This window comes from Claveliimonas bilis, from assembly GCF_020892095.1.
In the GTDB taxonomy this organism is placed as follows: Bacteria; Bacillota; Clostridia; order Lachnospirales; family Lachnospiraceae; genus Claveliimonas; species Claveliimonas bilis.
In genome coordinates, this window is record NZ_AP024845.1 from 2,787,638 (window position 1) to 2,811,820 (window position 24,183).

A 24,183-nucleotide genomic window follows, 5' to 3' on the forward strand; every position below is an offset into this window, starting at 1 on the left:
TTGTTTACTATAATCTACATATTCGTATATCCCATCAGATACTGATCCACCTCACGGGCGCACTGCCGGCCTTCGGCGATGGCCCAGACAACGAGTGACTGGCCGCGGCGCACATCCCCGGCTGTGAATACTTTTTCTTTGCCGGCTGCAAAAGAGGAGGGGGCAGTGGAAATCGTGCCCCGGGCTGTGCGCTCCAATTGAAATGCGTCAGTGATATAATCCTCACATCCGGTAAAGCCGGCTGCAATGAGCAGAAGATCAGCTTCTATGATCTGTTCACTGTCTTTTACTTCTGTCATCTTACCGTTTTCAAACCGGACGTTGACTGTGCGAATGCCTGTCAGATGGCCTTTTTCGTCGGATAAAAATTCTTTGACTGTTGTCTCATATATACGGGGATCATGTCCGAAGAGAGCACAGGCTTCTTCCTGACCGTAATCTGTCTTACAGATCCTGGGCCATTCAGGCCATGGATTGGATGCCAGGCGTTCATCCGGAAGTTTCGGCATCATTTCAATCTGGGTGACAGAGGTGCAGCCCTGGCGGATGCAGGTGCCGACACAGTCGTTCCCGGTATCACCGCCTCCTACAATGACTACCTTTTTCCCTTTGGCAGAGATGGGAGATGTCTGATCCATCAGATGTTTGGTGGCGGCAGTCAGGAAGTCCACGGCGAAATAAATCCCTTTTACCTGGCGGTTTTCACCGACCAGATCCCGCGGCTTTTTGGAGCCGCAGCAAAGAACCACGGCATCATAATCTTTCAGGATTTTTTTTGCGTCTATATTTTTCCCTACATCTGCATTTGTAACAAAGCGGATCCCTTCTGTCTCCATAAGAGAGAGACGACGGAGCACGATGGATTTATCCAGCTTCATATTTGGAATGCCGTACATAAGAAGTCCGCCGGGACGGTCTTCCCGTTCGAATACAGTAACCTGATGTCCACGTTGATTCAGCTGATCAGCAACGGCAAGCCCTGCAGGACCGCTGCCGATGACGGCTACGGTTTTTCCGGTGCGTACGGGCGGAATGACAGGCTGCATATTTCCTGATGCAAAGCCGGTTTCGATGATGAAAAGTTCATTGTCTTTAATGGTAACCGGATCATCATTCAGACCGCATATGCAGGCTTTTTCGCAGAGCGCAGGACATACGCGCCCGGTAAATTCCGGGAAATTGTTTGTTTTTCTAAGGCGCCAAAGAGCCTGTGAAAAATTTCCGTGATAGACTTCATCGTTCCACTCCGGGATCAGGTTGTGAAGAGGACAGCCTGTAACCATTCCCTTAAGGACAAGGGCGGACTGGCAGAAGGGAACGCCGCAGTTCATACAGCGCGCCCCCTGTTTTTGCCGTTCCTCTGCGGAAAGGGGCGGATGAAATTCATGATAATCCTGAATCCGCTCTTTTGGAGCAGAGGATGGATTTTCTGTTCGTTGATATTCTAAAAAACCAGTTGGTTTTCCCATAAGATCAGTTCCTCCTTCGGCTTATTTCTGGATTTCATAGAATGCTTCCAGCGCGGCATCCTCGTGTGAGAGCCCTTTTTCTTCATATTTGCTGATCGCATGAAGCATCTTTTGATAATCATTGGGAAGGATTTTCTTAAATCCCGGAAGATAAGCGTCAAAGTGTTCCAGGATATCTCTGGCAAGAAGAGAGGAAGTCTCTTTTTCATAATCCTTCAAAATATTTTTTAATTCTGCAATATCATGCTTTTCTGTCATTTCGGACATGGTAACCATTTCTTTGTTCAGTTTCTTATAAAGCTGATGTTCAAGATCCAGGACATAGGCAATGCCCCCGCTCATTCCGGCGGCAAAGTTTTTCCCGGTTGGTCCCAGGATCACTGCACATCCGCCGGTCATATATTCCAGACCGTGGTCGCCGCAGCCTTCGGATACTGCTGTAGCCCCTGAGTTGCGGACACAGAAACGTTCTCCGGCTACGCCGCATACATAAGCTTTCCCGGAAGTGGCCCCGTAGAGAGCAACATTTCCGATAATAATATTTTCAGAAGCAGAAAAGGTGCTGCCCTTGGGCGGATAGACAACCAGTTTTCCGCCGGAGAGTCCCTTGCCGAAATAATCATTGGCGTCACCCTCCAAAGTAAGGGTCAGGCCTTTTGGGATAAAAGCGCCAAAGGACTGTCCGCCTCCGCCCTGACAGTGTACAGTGAAGGTGTCTTCTTTCAGCGTATCCTGGAAGTTTTCTGTAATGACAGAACCGAGAATCGTGCCGACAGTACGGTTTACACTGTTCACCTGGATGGATTCACTGTGCTTTTTGCCTGTTTTCAGTGCCTTTGCAAAGCGGGGCAGTAAGATGGATTCATCAATGGTTTTTTCCAGTTCAAAGTTATAAACATCTTCCGGATGAAAATGGATCGCACTTTCTTCTGGGAAGGAAGAGAGAATGCGGGACAGATCAATGCCGCGTCGGGAGGAACCGTCCGGTTCATGACGCATAGTCAGGCATTCTGTATGACCTGTCATTTCAGCGAGAGTTGCAAAGCCAAGTTTTGCCATGATCTCTCGTAATTCCTCTGCAATAAACAACATAAAATTCATGACATATTCCGGTTTCCCGCGGAAGCGCTTCCGCAGACATTCGTTCTGTGTAGCCACACCGACAGGACAGGTGTCCAGATTGCAGACGCGCATCATCATGCAGCCCAGTGTAACAAGGGGTGCGGTGGCAAATCCAAATTCCTCTGCACCAAGAAGAGATGCGATGGCAACATCACGGCCGCTCATGAGTTTGCCGTCCGTTTCAAGGATGACACGGCTTCTTAAATGGTTTCGGATCAGCGTCTGATGAGTTTCAGACAGTCCCAGTTCCCAGGGCAGTCCTGCATGGTGGATGGAGCTTTGGGGAGCGGCGCCCGTTCCTCCGTCGTGACCGGAGATAAGAACAACCTGTGCGCCTGCCTTTGCAACACCGGATGCAATGGTGCCGACGCCTGCCTCGGAGACAAGTTTCACGGCGATACGTGCTTTCCGGTTTGCATTTTTCAGATCATAAATAAGCTGCGCCAGATCTTCAATGGAATAAATATCGTGATGAGGCGGAGGCGAGATCAGGGATACGCCGGGGGTAGAGTGCCTGGTCTTGGCAATCCACGGATACACCTTTTTACCGGGCAGATGTCCGCCTTCGCCGGGCTTTGCGCCCTGTGCCATTTTGATCTGAATTTCTTTGGCGCTGACCAGATATTCACTGGTGACTCCAAATCGTCCTGAAGCGACCTGCTTGATGGCGCTGTTTTTTTCTGTACCCAGCCGTTCCGGTTTTTCGCCGCCTTCACCGGAGTTAGATTTTCCGCCCAGGCGGTTCATGGCGATTGCCAGACATTCGTGGGCTTCTTCGGAGATAGAGCCGTAGGACATTGCTCCGGTTTTAAAATGTTTTACAATTTCGGATGCAGGCTCCACCTCTTCAATGGGAATCCCGCCGTTTTCCGGATACTGAAATTTAAGAAGTCCTCGGAGTGTATGCGGTTTATTTTCATCATCTACCATGGCAGTATATTCCTTGAAGCGTTTGTAATCTCCAGTTTGGACTGCCTGCTGCAGAGCGACGATAACAGCCGGATTATAGAGGTGATCTTCTTTGTCATCGCCGGTTCTTAAACGGTGGAAGCCGGTACTGTCCAAAGTGGTATCCACACCCAGACCCAGGGGGTCAAAGGCATGGTTGTGCCGTGCAATGACATCCTCATTGATTTCCTTCAGGCCGATTCCGCCCACACGGCTTACAGTGTTGGTGAAATAGCGGTCAATGACCTCCCGGCTGATTCCCACGGCTTCAAAAATCTGGGCAGACTGATAAGACTGAAGGGTGGAAATTCCCATTTTCGCCGCGATTTTGACAATGCCGTGAAGGATAGCTTCATTGTAATCGTGGATGGCTGTGTGGTAGTCTTTGTCCAGCACACCTTTGTCGATCATTTCTGAAATACATTCGTGAGCCAGATAGGGGTGTACTGCTCTTGCGCCGTAGCCCAGGATTGCTGCAAACTGATGCACATCTCTTGGTTCAGCGCTTTCCAGAATGATGGAAACAGCTGTCCTTTTCTTTGTGCGCACAAGATGCTGCTCCATGGCAGAGACAGCCAGTAAAGAAGGAATGGCTACATGATTTTCATCCACGCCACGGTCAGAGAGAATGAGAATATTTGCCCCCTTTGTATAGGCCCGGTCACAGCTGACAAAAAGCTGATCCAAAGCCCGATCCAGCGATGTGTTTTTAAAGTATAAAAGAGAAATGACAGCGCTTTTAAAGCCGGGGCGATCCAGAGATTTGATCTTCATCAGGTCAACGCCGGTCAGGATAGGATTTTGTACCTCCAGAACTGTACAGTTTTCACTGGATTCTTCCAGTAAGTTACCGTCCGATCCGATATAAACAGTGGTATCGGTAACGATTTCTTCTCGAAGAGAATCGATAGGAGGATTTGTTACCTGTGCAAACAGCTGCTTAAAATAGTGGGAAAGAGGAGGGTGTTTCCTGGAAAGCACGGCAAGAGGAATGTCCGTTCCCATAGATGCGATCGCTTCAGAAGCATTTTGAGCCATGGGAAGAAGCACGTTTTTGATATCTTCATAAGTGTAGCCAAATACTTTATAGAGCTGATCCCGTCTGTGCTGATCATAGGTAGGAACCTTCTTGTTAGGAGTGGGAATATCTTTCAGATATAAAAGGTTCAGATCCAGCCATTCCCCGTAAGGCTGGCGGGAGGCATAATAGTTTTTGCATTCCTCGTCAGAGATGACCCGTTTCTGTTTCGTGTCCACCAGGAGGATTCGTCCGGGCTGAAGCCTGGATTTTTCCACAATATGCTCGGATGGAATATCCAGTACGCCAACCTCGGAAGAAAGGATCAGATGGCGGTCGTCTGTAATATAATAGCGGGAGGGACGAAGACCGTTCCGATCCAGTACAGCGCCCATAATGTCACCGTCAGAGAAAAGGATAGCAGCCGGTCCGTCCCAGGGTTCCATCATGGTGGCATAATAATGATAGAAATCTTTTTTGGAGGAATCCATATACCGGTCATGCTTCCACGGTTCCGGAATCGTGATCATGACAGCCAGAGGAAGTTCCATGCCGTTCATGTAGAGAAACTCTAAGGTATTGTCCAGCATGGCAGAGTCGGAACCGCTGCTGTTGATCACAGGGAGCACTTTGTCAATGTTGTCAGAGATCACGGGAGAATGCATGGTTTCTTCCCTTGCCAGCATACGGTCCGCATTGCCCCGTATGGTATTGATCTCCCCGTTATGGAGGATCAGCCGGTTAGGATGAGCCCGCTCCCAGCTGGGGGTTGTATTGGTTGAAAAACGCGAGTGGACCATAGCGATGGCCGTCTGATAGCAGGGATCCTGCATATCGTCATAGAAGCGGCGAAGCTGGCCTACAAGGAACATGCCCTTATATACGATTGTCCGGGAGGATAAAGAAGCCACATAGGTATCCTCACAGCTTTGTTCAAATTCCCGTCTCGCAATGTATAGAAGGCGGTCGAAGGGCAGTCCGGCCGGGCAGTTTTTCGGGCGCTCAATAAAACACTGTGTGATATAGGGCATTCTCTCTCTTGCATAATCTCCCAGGATTTCCGGATGGACAGGAACCTTTCTCCAGCCAAGTAAATGCAGGCTGTTTTTTTGCAATATGACTTCAAACATTTTGCGCGAAAAATTGCGTTTTAACGTATCCTGCGGAAAAAAGAACATGCCGACTCCGTAATCACCGGCTTTTCCAAGACTGATTCCCAGCGAAGAAGCAGCTTTTTTAAAAAAGGAGTGGGAAATCTGTGTGAGTATTCCCACCCCGTCACCGACTTGACCCGTTGCGTCTTTCCCGGCACGGTGCTCCAATTTCTCTACAATCGTAAGAGCATCATCCAGGACTTTATGTTCTTGAATGCCGTCAATACTGACAACGGCACCGATACCGCAGGCATCGTGTTCAAAACGATCTTGATAGAGGGTTGATTGATTTTGTTTCATAGTAAACTCCTTTTATTTTTATATACCGCTGGCACCATAATTGGAAAGTACCCTTGCGGAGGGATCATCCACATCACAGCCTTTCCAGGAACGGTTGGGCATCCAGAAATCTTTGATCATTTCGCCCTGACCGGGATAGAATTGTTCGAAAATCTCCCGGTACAGAAGAGATTCCTTGGTGAAAGGCGCAGCATGTGTAAATGTTTTGCATTTTTTTTCAAACTCGTCATCTGTATAAGAGTTTTCGGCATATTCTTTCAGATAATCTACCAGGGAATGACCGACAGCGTCTGAGAATGCAGCCTTTTCACGCATGAGAATATCATAGGGAAGATAGTCGCCTTCAAAAGCATGGCGGAGAAGATATTTTCCTTTCTGATAGATATTCATCTTTTTAGCGGGATCGACAGACATTACATAGGAAACAAAGTCCAGATCGCCGAAGGGAACCCTTGCTTCCATAGAGTTGACGCTGATGCAGCGGTCAGCTCTTAAGACATCGTACATATGAAGTTCCCTTATTCTTTTTGCGGACTCCTCCTGAAAGGCCTCTTTGGAAGGGGCAAAATCCGTATATTTATAGCCGAACAGCTCATCGGATATTTCTCCGGTCATCAGGACACGGATATCGGTAGTCTCATGGATTGCCTTGCAGATCAGATACATACCGACAGATGCGCGGATCGTTGTAATGTCAAATGTGCCAAGAGCCTGGATCACATCAGGCAGAGAAGAGATAACATCCTCTTTTGTGATGATGATTTCCGTATGCTCGCTTCCAATGTGGTCGGCCACTTCTTTTGCATATTTCAGATCAATAGCGTCCTCGCTCATGCCGATGGCAAAGGTGCGGATAGGACGATCCAGTATGCGGGCGGAAATGGCGCAGACCAGGGAAGAATCCAGTCCTCCGCTCAACAGAAAGCCGAGAGGTGCGTCCGAATCCAGTCTTTTCCGGATTCCTTCCGTTAATTTGTCATGAATATTCCGGCAGACAGTTTCTGTGTCATCCAGACAGACGGAAGGGACTTTTGTCATGTCACGGTAACAGACAAATTTGCCGTCTTTATAATAATGACCGGGAGGAAACGGAAGGATGTGGTCTGCGATTCCTATAAGATTTTTGGGCTCACTGGCAAAAACAATGGCGCCCTTTTTATCATACCCGTAATAGAGGGGACGTATACCGATAGGATCCCTTGCAGCCAGATAGGAGTGCGTGTTTCCGTCAAAAAGGACGAGGGCATACTCGGCGTCCAGCATGCGAAACATATCAGTGCCGTACTCCTCATAAAGGGGAAGAAGGATTTCACAATCGCTGTCACTTTTAAATGTGTATCCTTTTGTTTCCAGTTTTTTCTTTAAAGAACGGAAGCCGTAAATCTCCCCGTTGCATACAAGATAATGGCGGGAAAGGGAGAAGGGCTGCATCCCTTCTCCCGTAAGTCCCATAATTGCAAGTCTGTGAAAACCAAGAAGTCCAAAGCCGGTATCTGTGATCCTGCTGTCGTCAGGACCACGGGAAATCGTACGGTCAAATCCCTCCTTAAATAAATCATAATCAGCATCGGCTGTACAATAGCCCATAATTGAACACATAACAGTAACCTCCAGGAACTTATTTTTATAAAATGCCGAACAAAAGCTCCCCGTAAGACGGGAATGGCCATGCGGAAGATGCAGTCATAGATTCCAGCGCATCGATATCTGTCCGGAGTTTTTCCATTGCCGGAATAACAAAATCGCGGTAATGGAAGGCCTCTTTCTCAAAATCAGAGATTCCTTCTGCTTCTTCCAATACAGTTTTCAAACTCTCCAGTTTCATGTAGGCAGAAGCAGTCAGACTAGAAAGCTTTTTAACGGATGTATACTCATAGCTGCAATCTATGTCAGCGCCGAGCGATTGTTTGGCGAGGACCGCATCTGTCATGGAATGACAGTAAACGGACACAGCAGGAAGAATATCCTTTTCTGCCATATCTGCCATAGTAAGGGCTTCAATATGCAGAACTTTGACATAGTTTTCCATTAAAATTTCATACCGTGCTTCCATTTCTTCTTTGCTGAATACTTTGTGAGAGGTAAAAAGCCGGATATTTTTCTCATCCAAAAAGCGGGGCAGGGCATCTGGAGTTGTACGCAAGTTTAAAAGTCCCCGTTTTTCAGCTTCTTTGATCCACGCATCATCATAACCGTTTCCATTGAAAATGATGCGTTTGTGATCCCGGATTGTCTTGCGGATCAGATCATGGAGTGTGAGGTCAAAATCGTCGGCACCTTCCAGAATATCTGCAAACTCTTTCAGTTCTTCCGCCACTGCAGTGTTCAGGATGATGTTGGGACCGGAGATGGATTCAGAAGATCCCAGCATGCGGAACTCGAACTTATTTCCTGTAAATGCAAAAGGAGAAGTACGGTTCCGGTCAGTTGCATCTTTCGGGAATTTAGGAAGCACATGTACGCCGACCCGCATCAGTTCTTTTTCCCGTCCGTCATAAGATTCTTCCTTTTCAATAGCATTAAGGACATCAGTCAGTTCAGAGCCAAGGAACATGGAAATGATGGCAGGTGGAGCCTCATTTGCGCCCAGCCTGTGGTCGTTTCCGGCGGAAGCGGCAGATAAACGAAGAAGATCCTGATATTCATCTACTGCTTTGATGACTGCACACAGGAACAGAAGAAACTGGGCATTTTCAGACGGAGTGTCTCCGGGTTCCAGAAGGTTCATGCCGGTATCTGTAGAAATAGACCAGTTGTTGTGTTTTCCGCTTCCGTTGATTCCTTCAAATGGCTTTTCGTGAAGAAGACAGACAAGATCGTGCTTTTTCGCAATCCTTTGCATCAGCTCCATAGTCAGCTGGTTATGGTCGGTCGCAATGTTGGTAGTAGTAAAAATGGGGGCCAGTTCATGCTGAGCGGGAGCCACCTCATTGTGTTCTGTTTTGGCAAGAATACCCAGTTTCCATAATTCTTCATTGAGTTCTTTCATATAGGCCTGGACGCGGGATTTGATAGTGCCGAAATAATGATCCTCCAGTTCCTGCCCTTTTGGAGCAGGAGCGCCAAAAAGTGTTCTTCCTGTGTAGATGAGATCTTTTCGTTTTTCGTAAAATTTTTTATCTACCAGGAAATATTCCTGCTCAGGTCCTACGGTTGTCTTGACGGAAGTTACATCCTCGTTCCCAAACAGACGGATTACACGCATAGCCTGGCGGTTGATTGCCTGCATACTGCGAAGAAGAGGGGTCTTTTTGTCAAGAGCATGGCCGCTGTAGGAGCAGAAAGCAGTGGGGATGCAAAGCACGCCGTTTTTAATGAACGCATAAGCAGTGGGATCCCAGGCAGTATACCCGCGGGCCTCAAAGGTTGCCCGAAGTCCTCCGGAAGGGAAGGAAGAAGCATCCGGTTCGCCCTGTACCAGTTCTTTGCCGGAGAACTCCATGATCACTTTTCCATCCTGGTCAGGCGAAATAAAACTGTCATGCTTTTCAGCGGTTCTTCCTGTCATAGGCTGGAACCAGTGGGTATAATGGGTTACGCCTTTTTCGATGGCCCAGTCCTTCATGGCGTTTGCAACTACATTTGCAATATTGATGTCCAGGCTTCTTCCGTCTTTCATTGTTCTTTGAAGCTGGCGGAATGTTTCTTTTGGAAGCCGCTCTTTCATGACAGATTCATCGAAAACCATGGAACCGAATTTTTCTGTAACTGTACTCATATACTCTGCATCTCCTTTTTCATTTTATTAACGTTATTAAACGAAGAAAGTCTTTAGACTTTTCTGTAAAAGAACAGAAACGACAAAAGCGCCGCCTTCCCTTACATGAAGGGAAAACAGCGCCTTTGCCGTTTCTATGCCTATGACTATACTGCTCAAAAGCAAGTTTGTCAAATGATTTCTATGTATTTATTTCCATACAATCTTTAGCCGGAGGCAGACAAAAGTTGACAAATAACAGGAAATCCGTTATATTTCACCTATATAAAAAGAGTAAGGGCAAAGGTGTTCTTCACGGGGGAAGATGGCAAAAAGGGGTCAGCTTGCCCTGTGGACGAATACCTTTTTATTTTATCCGTGAAAGGAAGGGTTTTATGAGCGCATATGAATATGAAAAGGTCATGGATTTTGTGGACGAGGAGGATGTGAAATTTATCCGACTTGCCTTTTTTGATGTATTCGGAATACAGAAAAATATTTCCATTATGCCGGGACAGCTGGAGAGAGCGTTCCGGGAGGGGATTTCTTTTGATGCATCAGCGGTGGAAGGTTTTGGAGATGAAGTGAAAAGCGACCTTTTCCTCCATCCTGATCCATCTACATTTTCCATTCTTCCGTGGAGACCGTCTGTGGGAAGAGTGGCCAGGATGTATTGTGACATTCGGTATCCGGACGGTACTTTGTACGAGAAAGACAGCAGGTATATTTTGAAAAAGGCTGTAGAGAAGGCAAAAGAGAAAGGACTGACAGTTTACTTTGGTACAGAAGTAGAGTTTTATCTGTTTGAGACAGACGAAAAGGGCAGACCTACCAGGATTCCATTTGATCATGCAGGATATATGGATATTGCGCCGGAGGATAAAGGGGAAAATATACGGCGGGAGATCTGTTTTACACTGATTGATATGGGAATCGAGCCGGAAGCTTCTCACCATGAGGAAGGACCGGGGCAAAATGAGATTGATTTTCAGTACAGCGATGCTCTGAGCGCTGCTGACAACACATCTTCTTTTAAATGGATCGTGCGAACAGCGGCAATGGGGAATGGGCTTAGCGCTGATTTTTCGCCAAAACCGGTGAAAGAATATGCAGGAAACGGGATGCATATTAACATGTCGGTACAAAGCGAAGATGGTGAGGATTATAACAGGCAGTTTATGAGCGGAATTTTGGAGCATATCCGGGAAATCACTCTGTTTTTAAATCCGTCTGAAGATTCTTATATGAGACTTGGGGAAAAGAAAGCACCCAAATATATTACCTGGTCGCCGGAAAACCGGTCGCAGTTAATCCGGATTCCGGCTGTAAAAAACGGCCGCAAACGAATCGAGCTGCGCTCACCGGATCCGACAGCCAATCCATATCTGGCATTTGCCCTTTTGATCTATGCAGGTCTGGATGGAATAGAGAATGATCTTCCTTTGATGGAGCCGGCGAACGTTAACCTTTACAGAGCCGGAAATGAAGTAACCGACCATCTGAAAAAGCTGCCGGAGAGCAGAGGTGAAGCATGGGATGCGGCAAGTGCAAGTCCGCTTATAAAAGAAGTTTTACCGGAAGCTTACCTGGAAGTATACAAGAAACCTTTGAAAGCCTAGAACGATCAGAAAAGGAGAGAGGACATGCTCACAGAAAAAGAAAGATACCGCATATTGATCGTGTCCAGGGCAGAAAAAATGGCTGACCTCTTTAGAGAGACATTTCCGGGGCCGCAATATAAGGATGTATCATGCACGGCGGCTGCCGGAGATGCCAAACGTCTCTGTGTCAGCCATATGTACGATATTCTTATTATAAACACACCTCTGGCCGATGATTTTGGCGTGCGCACAGCAATTGATCTGTCAGAGCAGCATCACAATATGGGGATTCTTCTGCTTGTAAAAAATGAAATGTACGAGCAGGTTGTCTGTCAGGTGGAAGATTATGGAATTATAGCGCTTCCCAAGCCGACGACAAAACAGAACCTGTATATAGCGGTTAAAATGCTAAGCGCTCTGCAGATGAAAATAAAGAGGATGGAAAAGGAATCCAGACGGCTGAAAGAAAAGATGCAGGAGCTTCGCACCATTGACCGTGCAAAATGGATCCTGGTGGATCAAAGGAAAATGAGCGAACCCGACGCCCACAGATACATTGAAAGAAAGGCAATGGACCGCTGTGTCCGGAAAATAGAAATTGCAGAGGAAATCCTGAAAGAGATGTAACATATGATATATAAAGTGAGGGGATACCAGTTTTTACCAGTGTAAAAGTTTTCCTTCTTCGCATACTAACATAGGAAATGAACTTTTCTATACGATGAAAAAAGACAGATGGATAGTGGAGAGACAGTATGAGAAGATTTTGGTACAGACGAATGATTGTGATGATACTGGTATTTGCCTTTTCTGTAGGAGGCAGCTGGTATGTGATCCGAACAAATCAGAAAGCTTTGGAGAAAGAGGTGGGGGCCGATACTTCCAATGAGCTTTTGATTCCCGGAGGAATGCCGGTGGGGATTTACCTGGAAACGGAAGGAGCTCTTGTATTGGGAACAGAAGGAGTAACCGGTGAAGATGGAGAGGAACATGAACCGGCCGCTCATCTTGTAAAAGAGGGTGATTATATTATTGCCCTGGATGACGAGGAGATTAAAAATAAATCCCAGCTGATCGAGGCGGTGGCAGCTCTGGAAAGCGATGATATTGTTCTGACTGTACTGCGGAATAATCAAAAGATTGATATTCGTATGAAAGCCGTGCGGTGTGAAAGGAACGAATATAAGCTCGGGATATGGGTAAGAGACAATGCACAGGGACTTGGCACAGTGACATTTTTAAATGCCGACAGTCAGTTCGGCGCTCTGGGACACGGTATTCGCGACACAGATACAGGGCAGCTTCTGAATGCAGCAGACGGTCTTTTGTATACCACAAGCATCAAAGATATACAGAAAGGAGAAAATGGAACACCGGGTGGCATGGAAGGAATTATCGTGTACAATAATTATAATATTCTGGGGACGATACAGGAGAATACAAGTGAGGGAATATACGGAAAACTTGACCGGGTAGATACGCTTTTTACGGATACCACGCCCATGGAACCGGTTCTTGACGAGTCAGAGGTGAAAGAAGGAGAAGCCGTGGTACACTGCGCAGTAAGCGGCAGCGTAAAAGATTATGAGATTCGTATTACAAAAGTCGACGAAAACGCCAAAGAATCCAATAAAAAACTGCAGATTGAAGTGACAGATAAAGAGCTTTTGGAGCTGACTGGAGGAATTGTGCAGGGGATGAGTGGAAGTCCCATCATTCAGGACAATAAGATCGTTGGAGCGGTGACGCACGTGTTTGTAAATAACCCCAAAGAAGGATACGGAATTTTTATACAGGATATGTTGAAACATATCGAATAATCTGAAAATGGAAGAACCCTGTCGAGATTTTACGACCTTAATTTCTTGATTTCGCGACTTGTGGATTCTATAATTTTCCTTGACAGTTTTTCAAGAAAAAGATAGGAGGATTATGGAATGGGAGAGATTCGCGTAGCGATCGCCGACGACAATGAAAGAATCCTGGAACTGCTTGGCGAAATTATAAACAGCGACCGGGAGTTAAATCTGGTGGGAAAGGCAAATAACGGGGAAGACATGTGCAGTGTCATAAGGGAAAAGGAGCCGGATGTTGTCCTTCTTGATCTGATCATGCCAAAGATGGATGGTCTAAGTGTGATGGACCATGTGAATCATGACAAAACCTTGAAAAAGAGACCGAATTTTATTGTAGTAACAGCTGTGGGGCAGGAAAGAATTACGGAAGATGCATTTAATAAAGGGGCAGTGTACTATGTGATGAAGCCTTTTAATAATGAGATGATACTGGATAGGATCAAGCAGGTGGGGCAGAAAGGGACAAATGCATTTTCTCATATCAGCGAAGCCGGCCATTCTAAAGAAGAAGATCCGCAGGTAAGTCTGGAAACCCGGGTGACTGATATGATCCATGAAATTGGTATACCGGCCCATATCAAAGGATATCACTATCTTAGAGATGCTATTATGATGGCCGTGGAAGATATGGATGTGCTCAATGCGGTGACAAAAGTATTGTATCCCACTGTGGCCAAACACCATCAAACCACCGCGAGCAGAGTAGAAAGAGCCATCCGCCATGCGATCGAGGTGGCATGGAGCAGAGGAAAACTGGATACCCTGGATGAACTGTTTGGATATACTGTAAGCAATGGAAAGGGAAAACCGACCAATTCGGAGTTTATTGCGCTTATTGCAGACACACTCAGATTGGAATATAAAAACAGATAACTCTTTTCATCTGAAAAAAAATACGATATAATATTTTTATAGCGTATATTGTGAGGATGGGAGGATCTTGATCATGAAAAAAATACTTTTTGCGGCGTCAGAATCTGTACCGTTTATAAAGACGGGAGGACTGGCAGATGTAGTCGGCTCTTTGCCGAAATATTTTGATAAAGAAAAATATGATGTCCGGGTGATGCTTCCGAAGTATCTTTGCATCAAGGAAGAATGGAGAAACCAGATGCAGTATCGGACACATTTTTACATGGATCTGAACTGGAGAACGGAATATGTTGGGATTCTGGAGTTGGAGTATGAAGGGATAACGTTTTATTTTATAGATAATGAATACTATTTCAGCGGCTGGGCTCCCTATGGAGATATTTATGCTGATATTGAAAAATTTGCATTCTTTTCAAAAGCAGTGCTCTCGGCCCTTCCGGTGATTGATTTCCGTCCGGATATCATCCACTGTCATGACTGGCAGACAGGACTTGTGCCGGTGTATCTGGATAATTTCCGCTATGGGAACGAATATTACAGAGGAATCAAGACCATCATGACAATACATAACCTGAAATTCCAGGGTACATGGGACACAAAGAGGGTACAGGATATTACAGGACTTCCGCCCTACTATTTTGTACCGGACAAGCTGGAAGCCTATAAGGATGCAAATTATCTGAAGGGCGGTATTGTCTATGCAGACCGCATTACAACTGTAAGTAATACCTATGCAGAGGAAATTAAAATGCCGTTCTACGGAGAAAAGCTGGACGGTCTCATGAATGCCAGGTCAAACTGTCTGTCAGGTATTGTAAACGGGATTGATTATGATGATTACAATCCGGAGACAGACAAGCATATTGCAAGAAATTATTCGGTAGATAATTTCCGTAAAGAAAAGATCAAAAATAAAATGGCTCTGCAGCAGGAACTGAACCTGGAACAGGATCATCATGTTATGATGATCGGTATTGTTTCCCGTCTGACAGATCAGAAAGGATTTGATCTGATTTCCTGTGTGATGGACGAGCTTTGTCAGGATGCTGTACAGATCGTGGTTCTCGGTACCGGAGAAGCACAGTATGAGAATATGTTCCGCCATTTTGCATGGAAATACCCGGGAAAAGTATCGGCCAATATTTATTATTCCGAGCCTATGTCTCACAAGATTTATGCTTCCTGCGACGCTTTTCTCATGCCGTCGCTGTTTGAGCCATGCGGCTTAAGCCAGCTTATGAGCCTTCGATACGGGACAGTGCCGATCGTACGTGAAACCGGCGGACTGAAAGATACGGTAGAGCCCTATAACGAATATGAGAAAACCGGAACAGGATTCAGTTTTATGAATTATAATGCACATGAAATGCTTGCCACAGTGCGCTATGCACAAAGGATCTTCTATGACCGCAAGAGGGACTGGAATAAGATTGTGGAAAGAGGCATGGAAAAAGATTTTTCATGGAACAGTTCAGCGAAACAGTATGAGCAGCTCTATGATGAACTGTAACCATAAAAATGAAATAAAAAATGAAAGAAAAATTACACAGCATTAGGAGAGGACGGACATGAAGATAAAAGATATTTTGAAAGAAGAGAAAGTACATATTTCCTTTGAGGTATTTCCGCCAAAAACAGACGCCGGATATGAATCGGTTTTAAGAGCTACCGAGAAGATCGCAGCGCTGAAACCGGCATTTATGAGCGTGACATACGGCGCCGGCGGAGGAACCAGCAAAAATACAGCCAGTATCGCTTCACAGATCCAGGATGATTTCCATGTAACAAGCCTGGCACACTTGACCTGTGTATCTTCTACTAAAGAAGAAGTACATACGGTGATAGAAAATCTGAAAGAAAAGGGAATAGAAAATATACTGGCTCTTCGGGGAGATATACCGGCAGATACAGAGTTCCCTCTTCCGAATCACTATAAATATGCAAGCGAGTTGATTGAAGATATCAAGCAGCAGGGCGATTTTTGTATCGGGGCAGCATGCTACCCGGAGGGACATGTTGACACAGAACATAAGAAAGATGATATCCGGAATCTGAAAAAGAAGGTGGACTGCGGAGTAGATTTTCTGACAACGCAAATGTTTTTTGATAATAATATCTTCTACAATTTTCTGTACCGTATTCGGGAGCAGGGAATTACAATTCCGGTACTTCCGGGAATTATGCCGGTGACAAATGGAAAGCAGATTGCCAGAATCTGCCAGCTTTCCGGAACAATTCTTCCGGAGCGCTTCCGTGCAGTGGTAGACTACTTTGGAGACAATCCGGCTGCTATGCAGCAGGCAGGCATTGCCTATGCAACAGATCAGATTGTAGATCTGATTGCCAATGGAATCCGCAATATTCATATTTATTCCATGAATAAGCCGGAAATTGCAGGAGCGATCATGGAAAACTTGTCAGAAATTATAAAGGCGTAAGAGGAGATATATGGATACGAGGACAAAAGAAGCAGTCCGGTATCTTGGCTATGGCAGACATGCGGTAGATGAGGCGACACTGAACCTGATCCAACATTCCTTTCAGGAATTGGAGAAGGTAGCAAACGCCCGGATCGTCTACCGCATTTTTCTTGTATCTGACATAACAGATGACCGGTTAAAGATTGGTGGAATGGAAATAAAAAGCAAAAGTCTCGGGAAAAATATGAAGGGGTGTCAGGAAGCAGTTATGCTGGGAGCTACATTGGGAACAGGAGTGGATATCCTTATGCGCCGGGCTTCTTTGACTGATATGGCCAAAGCTGTGGTTCTGCAGGCCTGTGCGGCCGCTATGCTGGAGGAGTATCTGGATGAGAGACAAGATCAGATTGCAGAAGAACTTCTGAAGGAAGGGAAATACCTGCGCCCCAGGTTCAGTCCGGGGTATGGGGATTTTTCCATTGAGCATCAGGGGCAGATCCTTGGAATGCTGGATGCACCGAAAAAGATCGGCCTTACCATGACAGACGGGAATATGCTGACTCCTATAAAATCAGTGACAGCGGTGATTGGAGTCAGTACCCACAGGGAACCCTGCCACAGAAAAGGCTGCGAGGAATGTGAAAAAAGAGACTGTATGTATCGGAGGAACGAAGGATGATATTAGATCGGCTTGGAAAGGAACTGCTGTTTTTTGATGGAGGAATGGGAACTCTCCTTCAGGAAAAAGGATTAAAACCGGGAGAACTGCCGGAAAACTGGAATATTGAACACACTGAAGAGGTATTGGATATCCATCGCCAGTATTTTGAGGCGGGCAGCGATATTGTCCTTACCAATACCTTTGGAGCAAATGCTCTGAAATTTCACGGCAGCCAGTATGAGTTGGAGGACATTATTACAGCAGCAGTAGTGAACGCGAAAGAAGGAGCCAATTTCGGTGTTCATGACGGGAGAGAAGTTTATGTGGCTCTGGATATCGGCCCTACGGGAAAGCTTTTGAAGCCCCTTGGAGATCTGAGTTTTGAGGAAGCTTATGATGCCTTTAAAGAGGCGGCGGTGTATGGAGAGGCGGCAGGAGCTGATCTGATCCACATTGAGACTATGAGTGACACCTACGAGATCAAAGCCGCAGTCCTTGCGGCGAAAGAGAATACTTCTCTGCCTGTTTTTGCGACAATGATTTTTGATGAAAAGGGCAAACTTCTCACAGGAGGGGATGTTCCATCTGTTGTAGCATTGCTGGAAGGACTTAGGGTAGATGCACTGGGTATTAACTGCGGTCTGGGACCGGAGCAGATGATGCCCGTATTGGAAGAGATCATGCGCTATACATCCCTGCCTGTGATCGTGAAGCCTAATGCCGGGCTCCCGAAGCAGAGGGATGGAAAGACATGGTATGACGTGGAGCCGGAAGCTTTTGCAGAAGCTATGGAAAATATTGTAAAAAAAGGTGCCTGTGTCATTGGCGGCTGCTGCGGAACAACTCCGGCACATATCCTCCGTATGACAAAGAGATGCCGCGATCTGCCGGTAAAAGCACCTGTGCCGAAAACAGATACCATCGTGTCCTCTTATGGAAAGGCTGTTGTGATCGGAGAGAAGCCGGTTATCATTGGAGAACGGATCAATCCTACCGGGAAGAAGAAATTCCGTCAGGCTTTGAAAGAGCATGACCTTGATTATATTTTGAAAGAAGCAGTGACACAGCAGGATAAGGGCGCGCATATTCTTGATGTCAATGTGGGACTTCCTGATATTGATGAGAAAGAAATGATGACGGATGTGGTGAGCAGTCTCCAGAGCATTACCAGCCTTCCTCTTCAGATCGACACTGTAAACACCGAAGCTATGGAGGCGGCTATGCGTCTGTATAATGGAAAGCCTATGATCAATTCTGTCAACGGGAAACAGGAATCAATGGATCAGGTATTTCCTCTGATACAGAAATACGGTGGAGTAGTCGTTGGACTTACGCTGGACGAAAATGGGATACCGGATACAGCAGAAGGGCGGCTTGCAATTGCGGGGAAAATTATTCGTGAAGCGAAAAAATACGGAATCGAGGCAAAGAATATCGTTATCGACGTACTTGCCATGACGATCAGCTCTGATCCGGAAGGTGCAAAGACGACGTTGGAGGCGCTGGAACTGGTGAGAAAAACCTATGGCGTCCGTACAGTGCTGGGAGTATCCAATATTTCGTTCGGTCTTCCTTACCGTCCTGCAGTTAATTCCAATTTCTTTACTATGGCAATGCAGAGAGGTTTGAGTGCGGGCATTATCAATCCTTCATCAGAAGAAATGATGCGCTCTTACTATTCTTACTGTGCGCTGATGAATTATGACAAGAACTGTGAAGAATATATCCGTCAGTATGGGAATATTTCAGCAGCTTTCGGGGCAGCTTCTGAAGTTTCCGGACTTACCCTGAAGCAGACCATAGAAAAAGGACTGAAGGAAGAAGCCCATTTGCTCACAGCAAGGATGGTGGAAGAAAAGCAGCCTCTTTCTATAATAGATGAGGAATTGATTCCGGCTCTCGACCAGGTGGGGAAAGGATTCGAGAAAGGTACGGTATTTCTTCCGCAGCTTTTGATGAGTGCAGATGCCGCCAAGGAGGCGTTTGCAGTTCTGAAAGATAAAATGGCTGCAGAGGGAAAAGAAAAAGAGAAGAAGGCCAAGATTATTCTTGCAACAGTAAAAGGCGATATCCATGATATTGGAAAAAATATTGTAAAAGTACTTCTGGAAAATTACGGTTTTGATATCATCGACATGGGAAAGGACGTTCCTCCGGAAGAAATCGTGGAAAAAGCGGTGGAGCAGAATATACGCCTTGTAGGATTAAGCGCTTTGATGACAACAACGGTAGGAAGCATGGAAGAAACCATAAAGCAGCTTCGTAAGGCAAAGCCGGACTGCAAAGTCATGGTGGGAGGAGCAGTACTTAACCAGGAATATGCGGATATGATCGGCGCCGATTTCTATGGAAAGGATGCGATGCAGTCTGTCTATTACGCACAGGAACTTTTCGGAGAATGATATGTTTTTAATTTTGTACATGCAGTTGTATTGACAGAAAATTAACGTTTGTCTATAGTGAGAGTGAAAGATGAGAGAAGAATAGGAGGAAACTGTTCTATGATGAGAGGTCTGAATACCACAGTCCGTCAGATACGCAGAAAGGTATTTGAGGAGGTGGCCCGTCTTGGATTCCAGTCCAATGACGAAACGCTCAACGATGACATGGAAGCGATTCCGTATGCAATTGTTAATGAAGATTCAAAAGTAAAATACAGGGAAAGCGTGTACCGTGCACGTGCGATTGTGCGTGAGCGTCTGCGGCTTGCAATGGGACTTTCTCTGCGGCCGGAAAACCGTCCGGTACATTTGACAGCCGGAGTAGAAGCCAGCAATATTTCCGACAAATATTATGAGCCGCCTCTTATGCAGGTAATTCCATCGGCGTGCGAGGCCTGCGAGGAGAGAGGGTACGAAGTCAGCAACATGTGTAAGGGATGTCTTGCTCACCCATGTATGGAAGTCTGTCCGAAAAATGCGATTTCTTTTGTGAAAGGCAGATCTTATATTGACCAGGAGAAATGCATCAAATGCGGCAAGTGTAAAGCAGTCTGTCCCTATGATGCGATTTCCAAGAAAGAGCGTCCCTGTCAGAAAGCCTGCGGAGTAGGCGCTATTGAGTCAGATAAGATGGGACGAGCCTATATTAATACAGAGAAATGCGTATCCTGCGGTATGTGTATGGTAAACTGCCCATTTGGTGCTATTTCCGATAAGTCACAGATTTTCCAGCTTGCACATGCGTTAAAGAAGGGAGATAAGGTGATTGCTGAGATTGCGCCGGCATATGCAGGGCAGTTTGGAGACAACATCACTCCAAGGAATTTAAAAGCAGCGCTTCAGGAGCTGGGGTTTGAAGGATTTTATGAAGTGGCGCTGGGAGCGGATATCGGAGCTGTAGCGGAAGCCCACCACTATGTGAACAAGGTGACGACAGGAGAGTTGCCTTTCCTTCTGACATCCTACTGTCCTTCCTGGGCGATGCTGGCGAAGAAATATTTCCCGGATCTGATTGAAGAGGTGTCACAGGAGCTGACGCCTATGGTGGCAACGGCGCGTACCATCAAACAGCAGCACCCGGATTCCAAAGTTGTATTTATAGGTCCCTGTGCGGCCAAGAAACTGGAGGCAATGCGGCGTACTGTGCGAAGTGACGTGGATTTTGTCATTACCTTTGAAGAACTGCAGGCCATGTTTGACGCCAAGGGAATCGACCTGGAGAAATATGAGGCAGAGTCCTCGTTCCACAATGCAACAGGTGCAGGCCGTGGCTATGCCGTAGCGGGAGGCGTTGCGGAAGCGATTGAAAAATGCATCAACGCCTATTATCCGGATGTGGAGGTCAAGATTGAACATGCGGAAGGACTTGCGGAATGTAAAAAGGTACTGGCTCTGGCAAAGGCAGGCAAGATGAACGGATGCCTTATTGAAGGAATGGGCTGTCCGGGAGGATGTGTAGCAGGAGCAGGAACTAATATTCCGGTGGCAAAAGCACAGAAAAAGATTAAAGATTTTGTAAAAGCTTCCTCCAGGCAGATTCCGCCAAAAGAACTGGAAGAAATTGAACTGAAGTAGAGTAAAACGGCAAAAGGAATGCCAAGGGAATGAAACCCTGACGTTGACAAACGTCAGGGTTCTCTTTATAATTAGGAAATAGTTGAAAAATTTAGGAGGAAATTATGCAGAAATACGGTGTAAATGAACTAAGAAGAATGTTCCTTGAGTTTTTTGAGAGTAAGGATCATCTTGCCATGAAAAGTTTTTCACTGGTGCCTCACAACGATAAAAGTCTTTTACTTATTAATTCGGGAATGGCGCCATTAAAACCATATTTTACAGGTCAGGAAATCCCGCCGAGAAAACGCGTGACAACCTGTCAGAAATGCATCCGGACAGGAGATATTGAAAATGTGGGAAAAACAGCACGCCACGGTACATTTTTTGAGATGCTTGGGAATTTTTCTTTTGGCGATTATTTTAAAAAAGAATCCATTGCCTGGACATGGGAATTTTTAACAGAGGTAGTAGGACTTGATCCGGATCGGCTTTATCCGTCTGTTTATCTGGAAGACGACGAAGCATGGGAGATCTGGAATAAGCAGATTGGTATTCCGGCAGATCGGATTTTCCGTTTCGGGAAAGAAGATAACTTCTGGGAACATGGGTCTGGTCCCTGCGGTCCCTGCTCGGAAGTTTACTATGACCGCGGAGAGGAATATGGATGCGGAAAGCCTGACTGTACAGTAGGCTGCGACTGTGACCGTTATATGGAAATTTGGAATAATGTGTTTACCCAGTTTGATAATGACGGACATAATCATTATACAGAATTGGAACAGAAAAATATTGATACGGGAATGGGACTGGAACGTCTGGCGTGTGTGGTACAGGATGTGGATTCCATGTTTGATGTGGATACGATCCGTGACCTTCGGGAGCATGTCTGCAGGATTGCAGGAAAGGAATACGGGAAGGAATATAAAACCGATGTATCAGTACGTGTGATCACAGATCATATCCGTTCTGTCACATTTATGATTTCCGATGGGATCCTTCCTTCCAACAGTGGAAGAGGCTATGTTCTTCGCCGTCTGCTGCGTCGAGCCTGCCGCCATGGACGCCTTCTTGGCATAGAGGGAGAATTTCTGGTTCAGCTTGCGCAGACAGTGATCGATGGATCCAAGGACGGATATCCGGAACTGGAAGAGAAAAAGGATTTTATCTTTAAGGTTATTACAAAAGAAGAAGAACAGTTTAACAGGACTATTGATCAGGGACTTTCCATTTTGGAAGGACTGGAAGAGAAGATGGAGAAGGAGCATACAAAGGTACTTTCCGGTACAGAGGCTTTCCGGCTGTATGACACTTACGGCTTCCCGGTTGATCTGACAAGAGAAATCCTGGAAGAAAAGGGAATGAAGATCGACGAGGAAGGCTTTGAAAAAGCTATGGAAGAGCAAAGAGAGACTGCTAAGGGAACCTTCGGAGAGACAAACTACATGGGAGCTGATGTGACAATCTATGAGTCTATTGATCCGTCTGTCACATCAACCTTTGTCGGCTATGAGCACCTTTCCTGGGAATCTGATATTATTGTTCTGACAACAGATGATGCGATTGTGGATGCCCTTTCCGATGGGGAGAAGGGAACTGTTTTCGTGAAAGAGACACCGTTCTATGCCACAAGCGGCGGACAGGAAGCGGACAGAGGATTTATCCGTACCAAGGACGGCGTGTTTGAGGTGGAAGATACAATTAAGCTTCTGGGCGGTAAGATCGGTCATGTAGGACATGTTGTAAGCGGCATGCTGAAGGTAGGCGACCATGTTTCTTTGGAAATCGATCAGGAGAAAAGAGCGCTTTCCGCACGGAATCACAGTGCTACACATTTATTGCAGCAGGCACTGCGGACGGTACTTGGCACCCATGTGGAGCAGGCGGGATCTTCTGTCAATGAGAACAGACTGCGCTTTGACTTTACGCATTTTTCCGCCCTTACAAAAGAAGAGATCAAAGAAGTAGAGCGGATTGTTAACGAGCAGATCATGAACGCTCTGCCGGTAAAAGCAGAAAATATGCCTATCGAAGAAGCAAAAAAGACAGGTGCTGCTGCTCTTTTTGGAGAGAAGTACGGTGATATTGTCCGGGTTGTCAGCATGGGAGAATTTTCCAAAGAGTTCTGCGGCGGAACACATGTGGACAATACTGGAGTGATCACAGCATTTAAGATCATTTCCGAGACCGGAGTTGCTGCCGGAGTACGGAGGATAGAAGCACTGACCTCAAAGGGATTGCTGAAATATTACGATGAAATGGAAGAAAAACTGGAGCAGGCTGCCAAACTTGTAAAGGCGTCTCCGGATCATCTTGCAGAAAAGATTTCCCATCTTCTTGCAGAAAATAAGGAACTTCACAGCGAAGTAGAAAGTCTGAAGAGCAAGCTGGCTCAAGAGTCCATGGGAGATGTGACAGATCAGGTGAAGGAAGTGGCAGGCATGAAACTTCTGGCTGTGCGTACAGACGGAGTGGATATGAACGGACTTCGTGATCTTGGGGATCAGATGAAAGAAAAGCTGGGAGAGGGAGTTGTGGTGATCGCTTCTCAGATTGACGGCAAAGTTAATCTTATGGCTACTGCCACAGAAGGCGCTGTAAAAGCAGGTGCTCATGCAGGAAATCTCATTAAGGCCATCGCTTCCTTTGTAGGCGGAGGCGGAGGCGGACGTCCGAATATGGCTCAGGCCGGAGGAAAAAATCCGGACGGTATTGCAGAAGCGCTGGAAAAGGCAGAGGAAGTGCTGGCAGAGCAGATTTCTTAAATCGATAAAAGCATCAATAAGTGGTAAGAAAATAACAATGGTTGACGAATAGAGTTTCATCCTTTATACTGGACACACAAAAGAGATCAGACCAGATGAAGCAGTAAGGGAGATTTCCGCTGTGCAGGCGGAAAACCGACGAAGCAATTTCGAAGCTCTGCCCGGGGCTTGAGAGAAACTTTCAGGTACTGTACCTGCTGCTGATGGAACTCTGGAAAGACCAGCGCCGATTCCTTGCAGTTGTCAGGTGCAGGCACCGACGGGGTAATGCTTTCAGGTAAAAGAAACAGAGATACAGGGTGTT

General features: G+C 46.2%; 14 protein-coding genes and 1 riboswitch. Of the genes, 10 read left to right on the forward strand and 4 right to left on the reverse strand.

All coding sequences use genetic code 11. From position 1 onward, the window contains the following. Positions 1-14: 14 nt before the first annotated feature. From EUBC25_RS13485 to EUBC25_RS13500, 4 genes are read right to left on the reverse strand one after another with little or no spacing between them, the layout of a single operon-like run. Positions 15-1,469 carry a glutamate synthase subunit beta gene (locus tag EUBC25_RS13485; protein ID WP_230105998.1) on the reverse strand — a complete coding sequence of 485 codons (1,455 nt, stop codon included), beginning with the start codon at positions 1,467-1,469 and terminating at the stop codon, positions 15-17. Positions 1,470-1,490: 21 nt separating this feature from the next. Beyond that, positions 1,491-6,011, reverse strand: a complete 4,521-nt coding sequence (gene gltB, locus EUBC25_RS13490) for a glutamate synthase large subunit (protein ID WP_230105999.1) — start codon at positions 6,009-6,011, stop codon at positions 1,491-1,493. 18 nt (positions 6,012-6,029) lie between these two features. Beyond that, positions 6,030-7,610: an asparagine synthase B gene (gene asnB, locus EUBC25_RS13495; RefSeq protein ID WP_230106000.1), complete on the reverse strand. Its 1,581-nt coding sequence runs from the start codon at positions 7,608-7,610 to the stop codon at positions 6,030-6,032. 25 nt (positions 7,611-7,635) lie between these two features. Next, the gene (locus EUBC25_RS13500; RefSeq protein WP_230106001.1) at positions 7,636-9,729 is read right to left on the reverse strand and encodes a glutamine synthetase III family protein; all 2,094 of its coding nucleotides are present in this window, start codon (positions 9,727-9,729) and stop codon (positions 7,636-7,638) included. 374 nt (positions 9,730-10,103) lie between these two features. Between EUBC25_RS13500 and EUBC25_RS13505 the strand changes: the two genes are divergently transcribed. From EUBC25_RS13505 to alaS, 10 genes are all read left to right on the forward strand, one after another. Next, positions 10,104-11,327 carry a glutamine synthetase family protein gene (locus EUBC25_RS13505; RefSeq protein WP_230106002.1) on the forward strand — a complete coding sequence of 408 codons (1,224 nt, stop codon included), beginning with the start codon at positions 10,104-10,106 and terminating at the stop codon, positions 11,325-11,327. Positions 11,328-11,351: 24 nt separating this feature from the next. Then, a complete protein-coding gene (locus EUBC25_RS13510) occupies positions 11,352-11,936 on the forward strand; it encodes an ANTAR domain-containing response regulator (RefSeq protein ID WP_230106003.1) in 585 nt (194 codons plus the stop codon). 128 nt (positions 11,937-12,064) lie between these two features. After that, positions 12,065-13,129 (forward strand): SpoIVB peptidase, encoded by a 1,065-nt coding sequence (gene spoIVB / locus EUBC25_RS13515; RefSeq protein ID WP_230106004.1) that lies wholly within the window; start codon positions 12,065-12,067, stop codon positions 13,127-13,129. A gap of 117 nt (positions 13,130-13,246) precedes the next feature. Continuing rightward, a complete protein-coding gene (gene spo0A / locus EUBC25_RS13520; protein WP_230106005.1) occupies positions 13,247-14,038 on the forward strand; it encodes a sporulation transcription factor Spo0A in 792 nt (263 codons plus the stop codon). 73 nt (positions 14,039-14,111) lie between these two features. After that, entirely contained in the window at positions 14,112-15,548 is a 1,437-nt protein-coding gene (gene glgA, locus EUBC25_RS13525) for a glycogen synthase GlgA (RefSeq protein ID WP_230106006.1), read from the forward strand. A gap of 58 nt (positions 15,549-15,606) precedes the next feature. After that, a complete protein-coding gene (metF, locus tag EUBC25_RS13530) occupies positions 15,607-16,476 on the forward strand; it encodes a methylenetetrahydrofolate reductase [NAD(P)H] (protein ID WP_230106007.1) in 870 nt (289 codons plus the stop codon). Between the two features lie 10 nt (positions 16,477-16,486). Then, positions 16,487-17,137, forward strand: a complete 651-nt coding sequence (locus EUBC25_RS13535; RefSeq protein ID WP_230106008.1) for a vitamin B12 dependent-methionine synthase activation domain-containing protein — start codon at positions 16,487-16,489, stop codon at positions 17,135-17,137. Next, positions 17,134-19,521, forward strand: coding sequence for a homocysteine S-methyltransferase family protein (locus tag EUBC25_RS13540; protein WP_230106009.1), 2,388 nt, complete (start codon positions 17,134-17,136; stop codon positions 19,519-19,521). Before EUBC25_RS13535 ends, EUBC25_RS13540 begins: the two co-directional genes overlap by 4 nt. 99 nt (positions 19,522-19,620) lie before the next feature. Further along, a complete protein-coding gene (locus EUBC25_RS13545; RefSeq protein WP_230106010.1) occupies positions 19,621-21,135 on the forward strand; it encodes a 4Fe-4S dicluster domain-containing protein in 1,515 nt (504 codons plus the stop codon). Between the two features lie 104 nt (positions 21,136-21,239). After that, entirely contained in the window at positions 21,240-23,879 is a 2,640-nt protein-coding gene (alaS, locus tag EUBC25_RS13550; protein WP_230106011.1) for an alanine--tRNA ligase, read from the forward strand. A 201-nt stretch (positions 23,880-24,080) separates the two neighbouring features. Beyond that, positions 24,081-24,179: riboswitch (glycine riboswitch) on the forward strand. Positions 24,180-24,183: the final 4 nt, after the last annotated feature.

Excerpts from the sequence above, each read along its gene's own strand:
- EUBC25_RS13485 (WP_230105998.1), bottom strand. The coding sequence starts at position 1,469 with ATGGGAAAACCAACTGGTTTTTTAGAATATCAACGAACAGAAAATCCA.
- gltB (WP_230105999.1), bottom strand. The coding sequence starts at position 6,011 with ATGAAACAAAATCAATCAACCCTCTATCAAGATCGTTTTGAACACGAT.
- asnB (WP_230106000.1), bottom strand. The coding sequence starts at position 7,610 with ATGTGTTCAATTATGGGCTATTGTACAGCCGATGCTGATTATGATTTA.
- EUBC25_RS13500 (WP_230106001.1), bottom strand. The coding sequence starts at position 9,729 with ATGAGTACAGTTACAGAAAAATTCGGTTCCATGGTTTTCGATGAATCT.
- EUBC25_RS13505 (WP_230106002.1), top strand. The coding sequence starts at position 10,104 with ATGAGCGCATATGAATATGAAAAGGTCATGGATTTTGTGGACGAGGAG.
- EUBC25_RS13510 (WP_230106003.1), top strand. The coding sequence starts at position 11,352 with ATGCTCACAGAAAAAGAAAGATACCGCATATTGATCGTGTCCAGGGCA.
- spoIVB (WP_230106004.1), top strand. The coding sequence starts at position 12,065 with ATGAGAAGATTTTGGTACAGACGAATGATTGTGATGATACTGGTATTT.
- spo0A (WP_230106005.1), top strand. The coding sequence starts at position 13,247 with ATGGGAGAGATTCGCGTAGCGATCGCCGACGACAATGAAAGAATCCTG.
- glgA (WP_230106006.1), top strand. The coding sequence starts at position 14,112 with ATGAAAAAAATACTTTTTGCGGCGTCAGAATCTGTACCGTTTATAAAG.
- metF (WP_230106007.1), top strand. The coding sequence starts at position 15,607 with ATGAAGATAAAAGATATTTTGAAAGAAGAGAAAGTACATATTTCCTTT.
- EUBC25_RS13535 (WP_230106008.1), top strand. The coding sequence starts at position 16,487 with ATGGATACGAGGACAAAAGAAGCAGTCCGGTATCTTGGCTATGGCAGA.
- EUBC25_RS13540 (WP_230106009.1), top strand. The coding sequence starts at position 17,134 with ATGATATTAGATCGGCTTGGAAAGGAACTGCTGTTTTTTGATGGAGGA.
- EUBC25_RS13545 (WP_230106010.1), top strand. The coding sequence starts at position 19,621 with ATGATGAGAGGTCTGAATACCACAGTCCGTCAGATACGCAGAAAGGTA.
- alaS (WP_230106011.1), top strand. The coding sequence starts at position 21,240 with ATGCAGAAATACGGTGTAAATGAACTAAGAAGAATGTTCCTTGAGTTT.